Origin of the sequence: Pseudomonas sp. (assembly GCF_030150285.1) — a bacterium.
Lineage (GTDB): Bacteria > Pseudomonadota > Gammaproteobacteria > Pseudomonadales > Pseudomonadaceae > Aquipseudomonas.
In genome coordinates, this window is the sequence record NZ_JASLGE010000011.1 from 1 (window position 1) to 17,133 (window position 17,133).

Annotated in this window: 15 protein-coding genes and 1 pseudogene; 9 read left to right on the forward strand and 7 right to left on the reverse strand. The window is 58.9% G+C overall.

What is annotated here, in order from left to right; all coding sequences use genetic code 11:
- The 6 genes and pseudogenes from Q1W15_RS01350 to Q1W15_RS01375 all read right to left on the reverse strand — a co-directional run.
- Nucleotides 1–945: pseudogene (locus Q1W15_RS01350) on the reverse strand (hypothetical protein); the annotation flags it as partial.
- 677 nt (nucleotides 946–1,622) lie between these two features.
- On the reverse strand, nucleotides 1,623–3,053 hold the full coding sequence (locus tag Q1W15_RS01355; RefSeq protein WP_300719792.1) for an NAD(P)/FAD-dependent oxidoreductase: 1,431 nt from the start codon (nucleotides 3,051–3,053) through the stop codon (nucleotides 1,623–1,625).
- Nucleotides 3,043–3,336, reverse strand: coding sequence for a (2Fe-2S)-binding protein (locus Q1W15_RS01360; RefSeq protein WP_300719793.1), 294 nt, complete (start codon nucleotides 3,334–3,336; stop codon nucleotides 3,043–3,045). The genes Q1W15_RS01355 and Q1W15_RS01360 overlap by 11 nt, the downstream gene beginning before the upstream one ends.
- Complete coding sequence (locus Q1W15_RS01365; protein ID WP_300719794.1) at nucleotides 3,329–4,531, reverse strand: FAD-binding oxidoreductase; 1,203 nt, start codon at nucleotides 4,529–4,531, stop codon at nucleotides 3,329–3,331. The genes Q1W15_RS01360 and Q1W15_RS01365 overlap by 8 nt, the downstream gene beginning before the upstream one ends.
- 8 nt (nucleotides 4,532–4,539) lie before the next feature.
- On the reverse strand, nucleotides 4,540–5,478 hold the full coding sequence (locus Q1W15_RS01370) for a dihydrodipicolinate synthase family protein (protein ID WP_300719795.1): 939 nt from the start codon (nucleotides 5,476–5,478) through the stop codon (nucleotides 4,540–4,542).
- Nucleotides 5,479–5,505: 27 nt separating this feature from the next.
- Nucleotides 5,506–6,042 carry a helix-turn-helix domain-containing protein gene (locus tag Q1W15_RS01375; protein WP_300719796.1) on the reverse strand — a complete coding sequence of 179 codons (537 nt, stop codon included), beginning with the start codon at nucleotides 6,040–6,042 and terminating at the stop codon, nucleotides 5,506–5,508.
- 243 nt (nucleotides 6,043–6,285) lie between these two features.
- On the opposite strand from Q1W15_RS01375, the gene Q1W15_RS01380 reads away from it, so the two are divergent.
- From Q1W15_RS01380 to Q1W15_RS01400, 5 genes are all read left to right on the forward strand, one after another.
- Nucleotides 6,286–6,567: a DUF3311 domain-containing protein gene (locus tag Q1W15_RS01380; RefSeq protein ID WP_300719797.1), complete on the forward strand. Its 282-nt coding sequence runs from the start codon at nucleotides 6,286–6,288 to the stop codon at nucleotides 6,565–6,567.
- A 5-nt stretch (nucleotides 6,568–6,572) separates the two neighbouring features.
- Entirely contained in the window at nucleotides 6,573–8,066 is a 1,494-nt protein-coding gene (locus Q1W15_RS01385; protein WP_300719798.1) for a sodium:solute symporter, read from the forward strand.
- Nucleotides 8,067–8,081: 15 nt separating this feature from the next.
- The gene (locus Q1W15_RS01390; RefSeq protein WP_300719799.1) at nucleotides 8,082–8,573 is read left to right on the forward strand and encodes a VOC family protein; all 492 of its coding nucleotides are present in this window, start codon (nucleotides 8,082–8,084) and stop codon (nucleotides 8,571–8,573) included.
- A 34-nt stretch (nucleotides 8,574–8,607) separates the two neighbouring features.
- Nucleotides 8,608–9,012 (forward strand): RidA family protein, encoded by a 405-nt coding sequence (locus tag Q1W15_RS01395; protein WP_300719800.1) that lies wholly within the window; start codon nucleotides 8,608–8,610, stop codon nucleotides 9,010–9,012.
- 126 nt (nucleotides 9,013–9,138) lie between these two features.
- Nucleotides 9,139–10,479 carry an OprD family porin gene (locus Q1W15_RS01400; RefSeq protein WP_300719801.1) on the forward strand — a complete coding sequence of 447 codons (1,341 nt, stop codon included), beginning with the start codon at nucleotides 9,139–9,141 and terminating at the stop codon, nucleotides 10,477–10,479.
- 58 nt (nucleotides 10,480–10,537) lie between these two features.
- Here the strand turns inward: Q1W15_RS01400 and Q1W15_RS01405 are convergent, their stop codons facing one another.
- A complete protein-coding gene (locus tag Q1W15_RS01405) occupies nucleotides 10,538–11,572 on the reverse strand; it encodes an AraC family transcriptional regulator (RefSeq protein ID WP_300719802.1) in 1,035 nt (344 codons plus the stop codon).
- A gap of 314 nt (nucleotides 11,573–11,886) precedes the next feature.
- On the opposite strand from Q1W15_RS01405, the gene Q1W15_RS01410 reads away from it, so the two are divergent.
- The 4 genes from Q1W15_RS01410 to Q1W15_RS01425 all read left to right on the forward strand — a co-directional run bounded on the left by Q1W15_RS01410 (nucleotide 11,887) and on the right by Q1W15_RS01425 (nucleotide 17,051).
- The gene (locus Q1W15_RS01410; RefSeq protein ID WP_300719803.1) at nucleotides 11,887–12,954 is read left to right on the forward strand and encodes a porin; all 1,068 of its coding nucleotides are present in this window, start codon (nucleotides 11,887–11,889) and stop codon (nucleotides 12,952–12,954) included.
- Between the two features lie 46 nt (nucleotides 12,955–13,000).
- Nucleotides 13,001–14,422: a purine-cytosine permease-like transporter gene (locus Q1W15_RS01415; RefSeq protein WP_300719804.1), complete on the forward strand. Its 1,422-nt coding sequence runs from the start codon at nucleotides 13,001–13,003 to the stop codon at nucleotides 14,420–14,422.
- 223 nt (nucleotides 14,423–14,645) lie between these two features.
- Complete coding sequence (locus Q1W15_RS01420; RefSeq protein ID WP_300719805.1) at nucleotides 14,646–15,437, forward strand: cyclase family protein; 792 nt, start codon at nucleotides 14,646–14,648, stop codon at nucleotides 15,435–15,437.
- A gap of 12 nt (nucleotides 15,438–15,449) precedes the next feature.
- Nucleotides 15,450–17,051: an NAD(P)/FAD-dependent oxidoreductase gene (locus Q1W15_RS01425; protein WP_300719806.1), complete on the forward strand. Its 1,602-nt coding sequence runs from the start codon at nucleotides 15,450–15,452 to the stop codon at nucleotides 17,049–17,051.
- Nucleotides 17,052–17,133: the final 82 nt, after the last annotated feature.

Below are 17,133 nucleotides of genomic sequence, written 5' to 3' on the forward strand. Positions count from 1 at the left end.
GGAGCACGTGCCTTTGGTGGCGTAGGTTTCAGGTTTGGCAGGCAGTGGCAGTAGTTTTCGCGAGTGCATGGGCACTGTCCGTGGGCCGTTCCACCGCAGCACAAAGTTGCGCGTCAACTCCGATACCGCAGGTCCTTCGATGCGCAGGTGCATGTCTTGCCAGGGCATGCGGGGTTGGCGAGAGGCGTCCACGCCCGCTGCGGTAGGTGTGGTGCCACCGATACCCAGCGGGCCTTCGACTTCATAAGGGATCTGATAGTGATAGGCACTGATCTGGAAGTTTTTCTCATCAGGGTTGATCAGGTTTTCCCAGCCCAAGTGACCCAACTGAGGCACGCAGCCGTTGTAGCGGTTCATGCCTTGGCGCCAATCGGCATCGGCGCGCAGTTCAAAGCTGTCGTCATCGTAGCGGCCGTAAGCCAAGTCCAGCCCACCCACGAAGGCGATTTGCTGGTCAATAACGACTTGTTTCTGGTGATGGCTATAGAACGACGTGGTTTTGTCTGCGTTGGACTTGGTCGGGGTTACGAACACGCGTGGCTGGCCGACAATACGATTGATATCGAGCAACACACGCCGGGTCTGTTCGTCATAGGTCTGTACAGGCGCGCTGTCATCCCAAGGCATAACGTAAATCTTGACACCCCGTTGGGCCGCTTCGAGCAGGCAGTCGTAGAGGCGCACCCTGGGTGCCAGTTGCGCATCCCAGTTGACTTGCCAGCCAGCGATGTAGATCGACTCTTTAGCGGCGGCAAACTCAGTAATCAACTCGGCAAAATACGCTTTGCCGTTGAAGTAGGGTGTTACTGCGTTGCCTCTCGCCGGAAAGGAAAACGCGGGGGCGAGCCAGATATTTTCAGTCACGAAGGCTTTATAGGCATTGCCTTGGGTATCCACGATTTGAAGTACGTTGCGCCGAGGTATGTAGTTTTCAGGATGGTTCATTTCACGTGTCCTTCAGCGTGTTGATCAGTGTTTGAGAAGTGCCCAATAAGGCAGTGGCTCTGCACGTTGAAAGCTCGCCGTTATAGCCATCCAAAAAAGCGACAAGTTGAATAGTGAGCGCGCAAGGCATAGGGGCGGGAGCCATTGTGCCCAGTTGCCAGGGGGAGTTGGCGGGGGAAAGAGTCTTAAAAAGGAGGACTACAATAATTAGAGAAAGAGCCTACGAAAACTTGTCAGTGCATGATGTAACAAGCTCTTTGACGCGTGATGTCAGGTTATCCGGCGATAGGGAAGGGAGGGGGCATTTGCAGCGCTGAGGGTCAGAGGGTTACTTGTCCGTAATCGGCCGGCGAGGGTGCAGCTTTTGTGTTGTTCAAACAGGCGGGTTTATCCCTCGCTCTAACTTCGAGAGTGAGCGTTCAGTGAGTGCTGTTAGATATCGTGCTTTTAAAGGACGAATCCTATTATTCCAATGTCATAAGTGGCTCCGGTCGGTAGTTATTCCGACCTTGATATCACTGTCGTTGGGCGTGTGCCATTTCTGGGTAAGTCCTGGGCTTTAAAGGGCTGATGCCCAGGTAAAAGCACTCCACCTGTTTATCCATGAACGCGATATTGGCGTGAGAATCGCTTGGGTTGTCTTCCCGACGGCGAGTTGTCACGCCTCTATTTCTCCATCATTCCTGCGGCATCAGTGCCAGGCTGGTCAGGGGAATGGGTTTGACCGGGGCTTGTGCGGTATAGGCACCGGTCTGGTCCACGGCGATGTTGCGTTCGGCTGATACCAGGTGCGCCACGGTGTGTTGGCAATAACGCCCTTGGCACGGGCCCATGCCGCTGCGGCAGGCGAGTTTGACGCTGTTGACGGAGGTGACGTGGGGGTGGGCCTTGAGAAAGCCGCACACTTGCCCCGCCGTGACGTCTTCGCAGCGGCAGATCAGTGTGTCGCTGTCGGCCAGCCGGGTGAGGGCGTCCAGGCGAGGGGCAAAGAAGCGCGCCACTACGTCCGAAAAGGGTTTGGCCCGTGCCAGCGCCCGGCGAGCCGGTTCGGTGGGCATCGCCGCATCGGGTTTAAGCGCCGCGACAATGGCGGCACCCGCCAGCCGGCCTTGGCAATGGGCCATTTCGGCCCCCGCAACGCCGCACGGTTCGCCGGCGACGTAGATATGTTCCCGTGAGGTGCGCTGGGAGTCGTCATGGTCGACCACCCATCCACCCCGCTCGGGGTTCCAGTTGACGCTGCACCCGGCCTGACGGGCCAGTTCGGTGCTGGCCAAAAGGCCGTAGCCGATGGCGAGGCCGTCAACCTCATGGCTGCGTTCAGTGCCGGGCAGGGGGGCCCAGTGTTGGTCGACGGTACTTAAGGTCACGCGTTCTACGCCTTCATCGCCCTCGGCGCGGGTGATCAGGGTCGAGAAGCGCAGCGGCACTCCCTTGCGCCATAGGGTGAAGAGGAGGGTGCCCAGTTGCGTAAACAGTCGCCAGTGCCCGGGCAAGGCCCGCCAGCCCGCCAGCATCTCGCGAAGGCTGGGGCGGGGGCGCGCAATGGCCACTTCCTGCAGGTGCGCGCCCGCCTCGATCAGTTGCCCGGCCAGCAACAGCAGCAAAGGGTGCGAGCCGGCGAGTACGTAGCGCTGTGAAGAACACAAAAACTGGCTCTTAAGCAGGGTTTGCACCCCGCCCGCGGTCATAACACCCGGTAACGTCCAGCCCGGGAAGGCGACGGGCAAGTCGTAGGCCCCGGTGGCAATCAGCAGTTTTTTGCCGTTGAACAGCACCGATTTATCGCCCGTAAGCACCGCCACTTGCACCCCGTCAGGGGCCGGGTGGAACACGCCCCAAGCGCTGCTTGAGTAATGCCAGTGAATGCGCGTGTTGCGCCGCGCCTGTTCAATCAACTGTGCGCCAAAGGGGTAACTGGCAAATGCACTGCTGGGCGGGGTTTTGAAGGTCGCGGGCGGCTGACGGAAGATCTGCCCGCCGGGGGCCGCCTGTTCATCAATCACGGCCACGCTCAAGCCCGCTTCGCTGGCCAGCAACGCTGCGCTCAGCCCCGCCGGCCCGGCACCGACCACCACAAGATCATAGTGCTGTGTTTCAAGCTTCATCACTGACCTCGACACACATGCCCTGGCTCACCACGGTCATGCAACTGCGCTGGGCTTCAAGGCCATTGATCGTGACCATGCACTCATAGCAAACGCCCATGTTGCACACGGGCGTGCGCGGTGTGCCACGCACACTGCGGCGAAAGCCTTGAATACCGGCCGCGAGCAAGGCGGTTGCAACGGTTTCACCCGGGTAGCACAAGGTCTCCCGGCCGTTGACACGAATCTGGATGGGCGAAGGGCGTGCATCCGCCGTAAGTTCAATGCGTCTGGCATCAGGCAAGGGTCAGGCTCCCGAAGCGGCGTGGATCGAAGGGGGTGATGTCCAGGGTGGGCGATTGCCCGAGCATGCGTTCGGCCAGCAGCCGCGCATAGGTCGGCCCCAAGGTAAAGGCCGAGCCGCCAGTGGCGATGTATAAACCGTGACTTTTCGGCACTTCGCCCAGCAGTGGGAGCTGGTCGGAAACCAGGGCGGTGGTGCCGGTCCATACCCGCAGGATGGACAGCTTTTTCAGGTCCGGGACCACGGCCAGTGCCGCGCTCATATTGCCGGTCAATGAACCCAGCAGCAGTTCGGGCCGGCGGTCGAGGTCGATCACGCCGTCAACATGGTGCAAGCGGGCAGGCCAGCCGCCGCCGATTAGAATCGTGCCGTCGCCGGTCTGTTTGAGCGAAAGGCGTCGCCCGGCGTGTTGAATCAAATGAGGGATCATCGGTTGGGTGCGCACGGTGCTGGTCATGGTCAGCGCCACCGGGCTCACTGGCAGGCTGATACCGGCCATGGCCGCGATGCGTCCCGACCAGGCCCCAGCGGTGATTGCCAGCGTGCGCGCCAGGCATTCACTGCCGTCGCTGAACTGCACCCGCCAGCCACCGTGTTCGTACCGCAGGGCGCTGACGCCCAGGCCGCTGTCGATTCGTGCGCCCAGGCGGGCGGCGGCGGCGGCGTAAGCCAGCACGCAACGGCGTGGGTCGGCCTTGCCTTCCCGAGCGCAAAAAGCCGCGCCCAGGATGCGGTCGCTGAGGTAAGGCGCGCGGCTGCGCACCTGGGCACCGTCCAGCAGCTCAATCTCCAGGCCACTGGCGCGTTCAAGCCTGACTTTCTGCTCCAGGGTGTCCAGTTGTTGCACGGTTTCGGCCACCATAAAGCCGCCGGTCTGCGACACCCCGACCGGCATTCCCAGTTCAGCCTCAAGGCCCGCCCAAGCGTGCTGTGCGTCCAGGTGCAAAGGCATGGCCTCAGCGGCTTTGCGCGCGGCTTCGGGGCCGTTCTCGATCATCCGGTATTCGAGCTGAAAGTGCAGGCTGCCGGCATTCTGGCTCGACGCCGCACTGTTCAGTTGCCCGCGCTCGGCCAGCCGCACACGGGCACCGGACCTGGCCAGGTAGTACGTCACGGCGCTGCCCAGCAGACCACCACCGATCACCAGGCAATCTACCGTGCCTTGCGCCTCGACCTGTGAGGGGATGACAGTCATAGGTGCATTCACTGTGCAGACGGGTTGACGATGTCGATGCCCAGGCGGGTCAGCGTCGCGGCGACCGAGGCCACTTCTGCCTCATTCAGTTCCAGCAGCGGCCGACGCACGAACCCGGCGGGCACGCCGCGCAGCCGCAGTGCGGTTTTGAGAATGGCTTGGGCGCTGCCGAAGTTGCCGGCGAAGTCTTTGTTGAACCACGCGTTCATGATGACCCGGTCACGCTCGCCCAATTCGATGGCCCGGGCTTTATCACCGCTGCGCATCAGGTTCCAGAAGTCTGGGTGATCGCTGCCCAGTACGCCGCCCGCGCCCATCAGGCCGTCGCCGTGGCCCATCTCAACCAGGTCGGCTCCGAGCTTGGAGGTCGGCACGTTGAAGTAGCGCACCTTGTCAGACAGCCGATAAAGGCCGTCGAGAAACGCCGCAAAGTTGGGTGTCGAGTTTTTGATGGCGACCACGTTGTTGATGTCGGCCAAGCGGTCCAGCAAGTCCACGTCCATGTCCACCACGCAGCCGCGGGGCCAGTTGTAAACACACATCGGTAGGGACGTGTTGTCTGAAACGTCCTGGTAGAACTGCACCAGTTCATTGGCGGTGGGCACGATATAGGGCGGCGGCGTTAGCAGAATGCCATCCAGCCCGGCGCGCTCGGCGGCTCGGGCGTGGCGGATAGCCTCCGCGGCGGTAAACGCGTTACAGCTGCCAATCACGGTCATGCGGCCGTCGATAATACGGGCCGATTCGCTGAACAACAGCGCCCGTTCCTGTTCACTCAGGCTGAACCATTCACCGGAAGTGCCCGCCAGAACCACACCATGCATGCGCTGCTCGACATACCATTCGAGCATGCCGGCCAGGCCGTTGAGGTCCAGCGCACCTTCGCGGGTGAACGGCGTGGTAATCGCCGGAATGTAGCCGAACCAGTCGATGTCGTTTCTGTTCATCTGCACAACCTCCAGGGTCTTAAAAAATCAAGGAACCGGAGGGGTGATCGACATGATGATCTCCACAGCCTCCTGTCCTTCGTTCATGTATCGGTGCGCCGCACTGGCGTCGAACGTCATGCTTTCACCGGCGTTGACGGTGTAAGGCACATCGCCGATCACCGCGCTGAGCGTGCCGCGCACCACGTAGACGCTTTCAAGCGAGGGGTGCGTCAGCGGCACTTCGGACGACACCTGCCCCGGCTCAAAGACCGCTCGTAACACTTCCATTTGCCCGTTGCCACGGGTCAGGCGCTCGTAACTCACGCCACCTTTGGGGCCCATCAGCGTGGTCCGCTCACCCGGCCGGCTGATCCACACACTGGGGGCCGTGGGGTCAGCAAACAGAGCCGACATGGACTCCCCGAACACACTGCTGAGCCTTCGCAGGGTGGTCAGGCTGGGTTCAGTCACATCCCTTTCGATTTGACTCAACAAGGTCGCTGACAACCCGGCTTCACTCGCCAGGGCTCTTAAGGACAATCCGCGCGACACGCGCAACGCGTTCAATCGTTTTCCCAGCACGCTCTGTATCTCCAGGCGATAGATGTTTTTGTACGCTACGACTGCACGAAAATCAACTTTACTTGTGCAGTCAGGGTGCACTAGTAATGTGCGAGGTTGGTTTTTCAGGTGCCTTTTTGGGGCTGATATCCTTTATGTGCAGGCTTTTAATGTTTTTCATCAAATATCTTTTGACAGTTTCAAAGCTTGGCCTTACGTTTCGGCTGTGCGCTCTTACTGCACAAAAATAAGAAGGTATCTATCATGACCCAACGCGCCTCACCCCCTGTAACCGATCGCAAAGCCAAGCGCCCGCACCTGTGGCTGCTGTGCTTGCCGTTCTTATGGCAAGTGGCTGCTGTGCCGTGGGCCAACGGCATTGACTACACACCCCTTGGCCTGCCGTTCCCCATGGTCTGGCAAATGATGGGGGTGATGTTCGCCAGTGCACTGTTCGCTGTCATTTTTCATCTGGACCGCCGCGCGGGCGTCGAGGCTGAAGAAGAGGCATTTTTGCTGGCACAGACCCACTCAACAGTTGAGTAACATCGATGAAACTACTGGTTGTCAGCCTTATTTTGATCGTAGCAGTCGTCGGTTCGTTTATGTTTGGGCGCGCTCGACAGGCGCGCAAGCGTAACCTTGCTGATTGGGCGGTGGGTGGCCGCAGTTTGGGCGGTTTGCTGTTCTGGTTTGTCAACGCAGGCGAAATCTACACGACGTTTGCCGTGTTCGGTATTGCGGGTTATGCATGGGCCCTGGGCGCGCCGGCTTATTTGGCCTTCTGCTCGGTGTCTTTGTCTTATGCCATTGGCTACTGGCTCATGCCCAAAATCTGGAAAGCCGGGCGCTTGCGCGGCCTTATCACCCAAGCCGATTTCTTCGCCAACCGCTATAACTCCCGCGGCCTGGGCGTGACCACGGGCATCATCGGTATCGGCGCACTGATCGTGTACGTGCAGATTCAACTGGTGAGCCTGGGGTTGATTGTGTCGCTGACGTTTGACGGCGCGCTGTCCAACACGGCCTCGACCATTGTGGCCGGTGGGTTGATGGTGGCCTTCGTTCTGTTTGCCGGGCTGCGCTCTGCGGCGTTCGCGGCGGCGGTCAAAGACATCCTGATGATCGTGCTGGTGGTGGTGCTGGCCTGGACCGTGGCCGACGTTGTGGGGGCCAGTTCCATTCTCGACATTTTCGTCAAGGCAGAAGAATCTCATCCGGGCATTGGTAAATTCCCAGGGCTGGACCCTTCATCACCGACCACCAGTGTGTGGCTGATGACGTCGGCACTGAACATCGCCCTCGGTAACTGGGTGTTCCCGCACCTGTTCCAGGTGTCGTATTCGGCCAACAGCGCGACGTCGATTCGGCGCAATGCGATCTGGCAGCCGATTTACTCGATGGCGTTCGGCTTTATTATCCTGCTGGGCTTTGCCGCCCTCGTGGCGGGCACTCAACCGCCGGATGGCAACATGAACGCGGTGTTGCTGCAGTTCGTCACCGACAAATACCCGCAATGGGTCATTGGCTTGCTGGCAGGCACGGGCTTTTTACTGGCACTGGCACCGGGTTCTGTCTTGCTGCTTACCGCAGGCTCGATTTTCAGCCGCAACATTGTTGCGCCGTTCAAACCGCAACTCAGTGAAAAACAGTCGCTGCTGATTTCCCGTGTCAGTGTCGTGGTCTTTGCGGCCTTTGCCGTGGCCATCACCCTCACCCAGAAAGGCTCGCTGGTGTCGATCCTGCTCAGCGCCTACTCCGCGATCGGCATGCTTGCACCGGGCGTGTTCCTGGGCTTCCTGTGGAAACGCACCACAGCGGTCGGCGTGGTGAGCGGCATTATTGTCGGCTTCCTGATCCTGCTGTTGCCGGCCTCCAGCGCCTGGCTGGGCAGCACACTGCCGAACTGGGAACCGGGCCTGATCGCCATGGCGGCCAACGCGTTGGTGGTTCTGGGTGTGAGCCTGCTGACCAAGGCCCCTTCGGCGCACCATGTGGCGCTGGGTTTGTTAACGCCTGGCCCCGCCAGCCTCACCGCACGTTAATGGGAGCGTAAGCATATGAGTGTATCGCCTATCGGTTTTCGTCGAGTGGATCATGCTTCCTGGACCGTCGCGCAGCTTGAGCCCGTCATTGACTTCTATGTGAAGGTATTCGGTGCCCGGTTGCTGTACCAAATGGGGCCGCTGGACGCGGTACACATGCCCCGTGACAGTGCCGGACGCGATTGGACTGACACCCATTTGGGCGTAGCGATGGCCCGGTTCAGTCTGGCCATGCTGGAGCTGGGTGACGGGTTCAAAATCGAGCTGTTTGAGTATGAGCAGCCCACAGGCTTCAACAAGGCCCCCTTGAGCAGCGAAAACGTGGGCAGCCATCACTTGGGTATTCAGGTTGAAGACCTGGAAGTGGCCGCAGCGGTGCTGCAAGCCCATGGCTGTACGGTACTGGAGCGTATTGAAATGGACAGCGGCCCTACGTTGGGTAGCCGTTTTCGCTACTTCCAGGACCCGTGGAAGAACATCTTCGAACTGGTCGAATCCAGTTCTTAACCCTGTAGTTGTTCATTCATCAGCGAGAACGTTTATGAGCAGACGTGCAATTAACCCCAAGACCCTCTACGCCAGTGTGCCGTTCGGTTTTTCTCACGCCGTGGAGCAACACGGTGGCCGTACCTTGCACCTGTCCGGCCAGGTGGCCTGGAATGCCAACGCTGAACTGGTAGGCGGCCAAGATGTATTGGCACAAGCCCGGCAGGCCTTGTCGAACCTCAAGCAAGTGCTGCGTGAAGCCGGTGCAACGCCGGCCGATGTGGTGCGTTTGCGCACCTATGTGGTGAATCACTCGCCGGAAAACCTGGCCGGCATTTGTGCGCTGATCAGTGAGTTTTACGAGGGCGCAGAACCCGCGGCCAACACGTTTATCGGCGTGCAGACGCTGGCACTGCCCGACTTCCTGATCGAGATAGAAGCGACAGCCAGTCTTAACTGACAGCCGTTGGTTTTTGAGAGCCGCTACACAGACCTCAAATGATGCCTTCCACGTCAAGCGCTGAATGCACGGTTCAGCGCGTGGAACGGCATTGCTTTAATTAAAATAAAAAGTGGAACCCTTAACATGAAAGTTATCGTGTGGAGCGCCCTTGCGCTCGCCGTCAGCGCGGGTCAAATGCAACTGGCTTCGGCGGCACCCTATGTGGGGAATCAGGCCGACGCCAAAGGCTTTGTCGACGACAGCCAGTTGGATGTCTTGCTGCGCAGTTATTATTTCAATCGCAATAAAAAAGACGGTGCAGTTGATAACCGAGATTGGTCGGGTGCGGTGCAGGGCGTGTTTACGTCGGGCTTTACTCAGGGCACCGTGGGCGTGGGTGTTGATGCGTTCGGGTATATGGGCCTTAAACTCGAGGGTCAGGACAAGTACGCCGGCTCGGGTAACTTGACGACCACCACCAACAGCCAAGGCAGGATTGATGGCAACCATGACAGCTACGGCAAGGCCGGCGCAGCGCTCAAGGTGCGGGTCTCGCACACGGAACTGAAAGTGGGTGACATGCAACCCTCGACCAGCCCGGTGTTCGCAATTGGCGGCACGCGCCTCACCCCGCAAACCGCCAGCGGCATCAACGTATTGTCGAGTGAAATCCAGGGGCTGGATGTGGAGGCGGGGCACTTCTACTCCAGCACCAGCCAGGACGAAACCAACCGTAACGGCTCGTTGTGGGCGGCGTATGCCAATGTCAGTGCCAAGAGTATTGATTTTGCGGGGGGGCGTTATGCGGTGACTGACCAACTCACCACGTCGCTGTACGCCTCTAAATTGCAGGACATCTGGAACCAGTACTACGCCAATGTGAATTATGAGTTGCCGATTAACCCGCTTAACTCGGTGAACTTCGACCTTAACTACTACAGGACCACCGATGAAGGTCGCGCCAACGCCGGGGCGATTGATAACAATACCTACTCGTTGTCGGCGGCGTACACGTTCCTGCTCGCTCATCGCATTACGCTGTCGTTCCAGAAAGTGAATGGCGATACGCCTTTTGACTATGTGGGGGTCGGTGATAACAACCGCGGCAGTAACTCGATGTACCTGTCCAACTCCATTCAATACTCGGATTTTAACGGCCCGGGGGAGAAGTCCTGGCAAGCGCGGTATGATTTGAACATGGCCCCTTATGGTGTGCCGGGCCTGACTTTTATGACGCGTTATGCCCATGGCAGCGGCATTGATGGCAGCCATACCTCGGCGAACAGCCCGTACCAGGGGCTCTATGGCGCGGACGACTCGCATCACGAACTGAACGTGGAAGCCAAGTATGTGATTCAGTCGGGCCCTGCCAAAGACTTGTCGGTTCGCCTGCGTCAGGCGTGGCACCGCGCAACCTCGACCCAGATCGATGGTAATGCCGATGAGTTCCGCCTGATTATCGATTACCCGCTGTCCATTCTGTAAGCATCAGGGAGCGACAATCACAGGGCCGGCCGTTTTCAACGGCTGGCCCTGTGGCGTTTCAGGGGCGGGGGATCACGGCGCTCATCACGCTTTGCGCGTTACGGCGTTTGGCGGTATGGCTGGGGCATTCACCGAAGAACTTGCGGTAGTCGGAAGAAAAGCGCCCCAGGTGGGTATAACCCCAGTCCAGGGCAATGCCTGATATCTGCGCGTTTGAACGGTCCTGGATAATGGCTTTTCTTATTTCCCCCAAACGATAGCGACGAATGTAAAACATGGGCGGCAAGCCGATGTGTTTTTTGAAACCGTCAAACAGTTTGAGCCGAGAGACGCCACTGCACGCCACAATCTCATTAAGTTTGATTTCTTCCCGGGCATGTTGGTGAATATAGTTAATTGCACGCTGTACATAACTGGGCACATTCAGCGACAGTGTTTTCTCCAGGTCAGCCGAATAGTTATTGGGCTGCGTTAATATCAAGCCTTTGACCAGGGCTGATTCTATTTCAAGTGCCATGCCCTGGTTTTCCAGAAAACTGTCGGCCCGGCAGGCTTCTTCGGTAAAGTGCCGGACCATTCGCCACCAGCCCGCGGCAGCGCCTTGAACACTGCTGATGGTGGGCAGGAATTGAATATCATCTTTGACGGACCTGTTTAACAGCAACTCCAGGTGCGCTCGCATTAATGAACGGGGAATGGCCAACTGAATCTTTTTGCAATTACCCGATATATACAGTTCCTGTGATGCATTGGGCGAAAGAATAATGCCTGTCATGCAGTCGGACCAGATGGTGCCGTGCTGCGATTCCAGGCGCTGGCGACCCTGCACGGGGAGCTCAATGCTGTAGCTTTCGAGCGTGCACTCGGCCCCGACACCGATAGTGACATCCGTACCGTACTCGATGTAACCCACTGTAGCAGCCTGCAGCAAGCGGGCCGTGTGCTTGAACTGGATGCTGTTGTGCGACAGGACATCCAGGCGATGGGGGCCACACACTTTGGTCATCCACGACTTTGCCGTCTCGGCATCGCAGAGGTCCATGTGAGTGAAGTGTTGAATGGGGGTGTTCGCCTGTGCATTGAGCAAGATCATCGCGCTACCTTTGCATTCCAGTCAGCCTGTCGTGAAGTATTTAGCAAGGAGTGCGCCACTTCCTGATTAAACAGTGTGGCGCTTCATAAATAAGCACAATGGGGATAAGGGCTGCTGCTATTCGGATTAAGCAGGCGAGCGCCAGAAAAACGCGGCTCAGCGCGTCGGCGGCCCGGCATATAAAGTGGATAGTGATAGTTAACTATGGGGATAGCGAGTGACGCCCGGTTCGCGCTTAATTTCCCTGCACCCGAATGTAGACGAGGTGCTCACAATAAAAAAGTGCTCGAACAATAAAAAAACAGGGGCGAAACATGCGGCGTGTCGGATATTTAGCAGGTTTACTCATGGTGTGTGGTCCGGTTTTGGCCGATAACTACATAAAGCCCTATGTGATGGCAGACATTGGCTGGAACACCACCAGTAATATCAACAACCAACAGCAGTACCATTATCAGGAAGGACGCCTTTCCCCGAACTTTATTGGGGTCAAGGGCCGAAAAGAACTGGGCGATGGATACGCCGCGTTTGCCAAACTCGAGTCCGGTTATTCCCTTGAGGATTTAAAGATTGTAGGCCGGGGCACATTCTCCCGGCAGATGTACGCGGGCATTGACACCGACTACGGCCAACTGACGGTGGGCAAACAATGGGATTTCATGTTTGAAACCCTGGCCGCTGACCGTTGGGGCCCCAACTTGGGCAATGTGGCCTTGCTGCAATTGCAGGCCGGCCCGTTCAACCTTGGCTTGCCGACCGGCTCGATCGACTATAACCGCGTGGCTGCCGGGTTCCCGACGGCCAGGGCCGTTAAATACGTCACGCCTGAATTCAAGGGTTTCACCCTCGGTGCCATGCACGGTGAAGGTGACCCGGACGGCACGTTCAGCTACGGCAGAACCCAGAGTTACAGCGTCAAATATGTTGAAAAACCGTTCCGGGTCATGGCGGCTTACACCGAATCACGCCAGCAAGCCATTAATAATGGCCGTGACGGTATTCGCAACTATGGGGCAGGCGGTGCTTATGACTTCGCCGCCTTTACGGGCGATGTGTTGTACACACGCACGGAAAATACCTTCACGCACGGCGTTATCGATTCGTATGCAATAGGTGCCCTGTTTCCGGTGACGACTAACTCGTCTGTGTACGCCAACTACATGTACCTCAAAGCCAACAGCAAACTTACCAACAATTCGGCCAACCAAATTGGCCTGACTTACGACTATCGGATTACCAAAAACTGGGACACCTATGTCTCGGCTATTTATCAGGTCACCGGCGGCACTGATGAAAATGCGTATATCTCGGGTGCGTATGGTGTTTCAGGTGGCAAGGAACAAAGTGTTCTGCATGTGGGTGTCCGGTTTTATTACGAGTAAGTACTGCTCCCGATTCAACGATCTGGAACTTTTGTGAGGATACATAATGACTGCTAATAGCTCTAATACCGATGACCACTCGCTGAGTCCGGTGCCCGAAGGTTCGCGACATGGTTGGCTGCAGTTGTCCTGGAGCACGACCGGTATTGTGACAACGCTGATTCAGATCTTTATCGGCGCGTTAGTCACGTTTGTGGCCGGCATCTGGATGGGGGTGCTGGCGGGCATACTGGTCACCATAGTGGGTGCCTTACTGGGGTGGGGCGTGGGGCATGTTGCCTTCAAAACCGGCCTGGCCAGTTCCATGCTGGCCCGCCAACACGGGTTTGGCCGTCGCGGCTCGGCCGTGGTGGCGTTGACCTTCGGCTTTATGATCACCGGCTTTATCGCCCTTGAAAACGCCTTGCTCTATAAAGGCCTGCTGTTCTGGTTGAACCTGGACGATACGCTGTGGCTACAAATTGTGGTGTACGGCGTGATGACGTCGGTCTGGATCCTGCTCACCGCCTTTGGCTTTGAACTGGTCTCCAAAGTGGCGTCGTACACCCTCGTGGCCTTTTTGCTGCTGCTGGGCTACATGATGTTTGATGTGATTAATGCATCCGGCCAGCACTGGGGCGACGTGTTGACGTTTGGTGCGCAGTTCCCCGAAGAGGTATTGGTCAAGATGGGGGCCGATACGCCGATGGGCAAATTCGGTTTTTGCGTCAACGTACTGATCGGTTCAGCCGGGGCCTTGGCCCTGATTGATGGTGACCTGGGCCGTTATGCCAAGTCGTCCAAGGATGTTCTGATTGCCGCGGTGTTCGGCAATGTGTTCATGGACATCATCATGCTGGTGGTGGGGGCGGTGTTGATGTACGCCGGCACCGAACAACTGGTCAGCTATTACGTGTCGCGCGGCGTGCCCCATGCCGAAGCGGTGCAGGCCGTGTTGCAAAGCCCTGACAGTGTGGCGGCAGCCTTTATTGTGTTTGGCGGTTCACTGGGTGCGATCCTGCTGTTTTTGGCCCAGGGCAAAGCCCAGGTGCTCAATACTTACAGTTCGTCCTTGTCACTGACCAACCTGTTTGACGTGACCATCGGCTGGCGTCCGGGTCGACTGACCTTTGTGGTGCTGTCCAACGTCATTGCGTGCCTGATGCTGGTCGGCTCGATCCTGGACTGGGTCAACGGCTTTATCACGATACTTGGGGTGCTGACGACGTGCTTCGCGGGCATCATCATTGCGGACTTTTTCTGGGTGGCCCCACGGCGCGCGAAGGGGTACATCCCCGAGTTCAACTGGCCCGGCCTGATCACCGTGGTGGTGGGCTTCCTGTTGGCCCGCTACGGCTTCAAGCCGTGGATCCCGATTGAGTTTGTAAGCTCGCTGCTGTCCTCATTTGTGCTGTACCCGATCCTCAGCGTGCTGATGAATGGCAAACAGGTTGCTCGCCAAGAGGCACGTCAGGGCGACGGGTTGTAACCGGGCAATAAACGCAGTCTGCGGATAGCCAGTGCGGCGGCCGGATAGTGGTTTGGCTGCCGCTGGGCACATAGTCAATGCCTACGCGTGGGCCGCTCATGTCCGCGTGCCCGAGGATTGAACGCGCAGGGTGTATTCGGTTTACCGGCCGGATGCACCCGGGCGGGTACACATGCCCTTACCGCGATGTATAACGATAAAACCCATGGCCGGAGAGCTCTTGATGACAACCCCAACTACAACAATATTGTCAGCGCTGACGGCGCAACTAGCGGGTGGCGGGGTGCGAGTGGTCGACCTGACCCAGACCTTGTCTCCCTCCTTCCCGAGCCTGCAATTGCCACCGCAGTTCGGTCAGGTGCAATCGTTTCAGATCGAGCGCATCTCGCACTACGACGAGGCCGGGCCGGGCTGGTACTGGAACAACTTCACTTGTGGCGAACACACGGGCACGCACTTTGACGCGCCGGTGCACTGGATCAGCGGGCGTGACTGCCCCGACAACAGCGTCGACACCATCGGCGTGCAAAACTTTATCGCCCCGGCCGTGGTGCTCGACGCCAGCGCCGAGGTGGCCGCCAATGATGACTGGCTGCTGACCGTCGGTTTCCTCGAAGCGTGGGAACAACAACATGGCCGGATCCCGGCGGGTGCCTGGGTATTCCTGCGCACCGATTGGTCCTTGCGGGTCAATGATGCGGCAGCCTTTCTCAATATGCGCGAAGACGGTGCCCACACGCCCGGCCCAACCCAGGAAGCGGTTGAGTGGTTGATCTCGCAGCGCGACGTGCATGGTTTTGGCGTCGAAACCATCAACACCGATGCGGGCCAGTCGTATGCCTGGCCGGTGGCGTACCCGTGCCACACCTTGATGCACGGGGCTAATCGTTATGGTCTGCAATGCTTGAAGAACCTGGATCAATTGCCGCCTCAAGGGGCGTTGATCATTTCGGCACCGTTGAAGATCGAAGGCGGGTCGGGCAGCCCGCTGCGGGTATTGGCCTTGGTTGCGTAGGAGGTAAACGTTTTGTCTGAGCCACAGGTTATTTTCGTCGGCAGCGGTATCAACTCATTGGTGGGCGCTGCGCTTCTCGCGGTACGCGGCAAGCGCGTGCTGGTGCTGGAGCGCAATGACCGCCTCGGCGGCTGCATCCGTACCGAGCAACTGTTTGACGGTTATCAGCACGAGGTGCTGTCGTCCTGGCACCCGCTGTTTGTAGGGAGCCCGGCCTATGCGCAACTCAAGCCCGCGCTGGAGCAGGCGGGGTTGCAAGTGTTGGCCAGTGAGTACTCGACGGGGCTGGTCTGGCCGGACGGCCAGGGCCTGGCGCTCAAGGCTGACCTGGCGGATACCGTACGCCGTCTCGACGCGCTGGAACCGGGTGATGGCCAGGCGATTGCGCGCATGGCCAGCGACATGTTCGGTCGCGATGGGCCGCTGACCTTTGGTTTGCTGGGTAAAAACCCTTACGCCCTGGGCCTGATCAAGTTGCTCTTCAGCGAGTGGCGCAAGCGCGGGATCGACGGCCTGATGACCTTCACCGCCCAGGCGCTGGAAAGCTTTCGGCGCTGGTCTGAACGCACGCTGCGTTCAGACACCACACGGGCGTTGATCGCACCCTGGGCCTTGCATTCAGGCCTGGGCCCGGACGATGCCAGCTCGGCGCTGATCGGCAAGTTGACGTTTGCTTCCGTGGTCAGCGGCGGCATGCCGGTGATCAAGGGCGGCGGTACACGCTTGGTGGAAGCCCTGGCAACAATCATCGAGCAACACGGCGGGCAACTGCTCACCGATGCCCATGTTGAGCGCGTGCTGGTCGAAGGGCAGGGCCGCAGCGCCCGCGCCACCGGCGTGCAATTGGCGGGCGGGCGGCGTTTGCTGGCGCAGGAAGCGGTGGTGTGCAACGTCACGCCGACGCAGTTGTATGGGGGGCTGCTCACGGACGTGCCGGCCCCTGTGCGTGAGCGGGCTGAGGGTTATCGCTATGGGCGTGGCGGCATGCAAATCCACTTTGCCCTCAATGCGCCGCCTGCCTGGCTGGATGAAGAACTGCTCAAGGTGCCGCTGGTGCATCTGACCGAGAGCATGGAGCAGGTGTGCCTGTCCGTCACCGAGGCTAACAACGGGCTGCTGCCTTCACGGCCGACCCTTGCCATTGGCCAGCCGGTGGCGGTGGATGCCTCCCGCGCTCCGGCGGGCGGGTGGATTCTGTGGATTCAATTGCAAGAGCTGCCTTCGACGCTGAAGGGCGATGCCGCCGGCACCATTGCCGTACCGGCAGATGGCCAATGGACGGCCGAAGTACGTGAAGCGTTTGCGGACCGAGTGCAAGCGCGTCTGGAGCGAGTCATGCCGGGTTTAGCCACGCGCATCGTGGGTCGCCGGGCGTACTCACCAGCGGACTTGCAAGCGCTCAACTGCAACCTGGTGGGCGGCGACCCGTACTCGGGCGTTTGTTCGCCGGACCAGTTCTTCTGGCTGCGCCCGTTTGCCAGTTCGGGGCGGGCCAAGGCCAACCGGACGCCGGTGAAAAATCTGTTCCATATCGGTGCCTCCACCCACCCGGGACCGGGATTGGGCGCGGGCTCTGGCACACTGGTCGCCGACGAAATAGCCCCGCCGCGATAGCGCCAGATCACAAGGTCGTGAGATCGCTCTTGCAGGTCGTACACCGGCCTGTAGGAGCGAGCTTGCTCGCGATCTTTTAAAG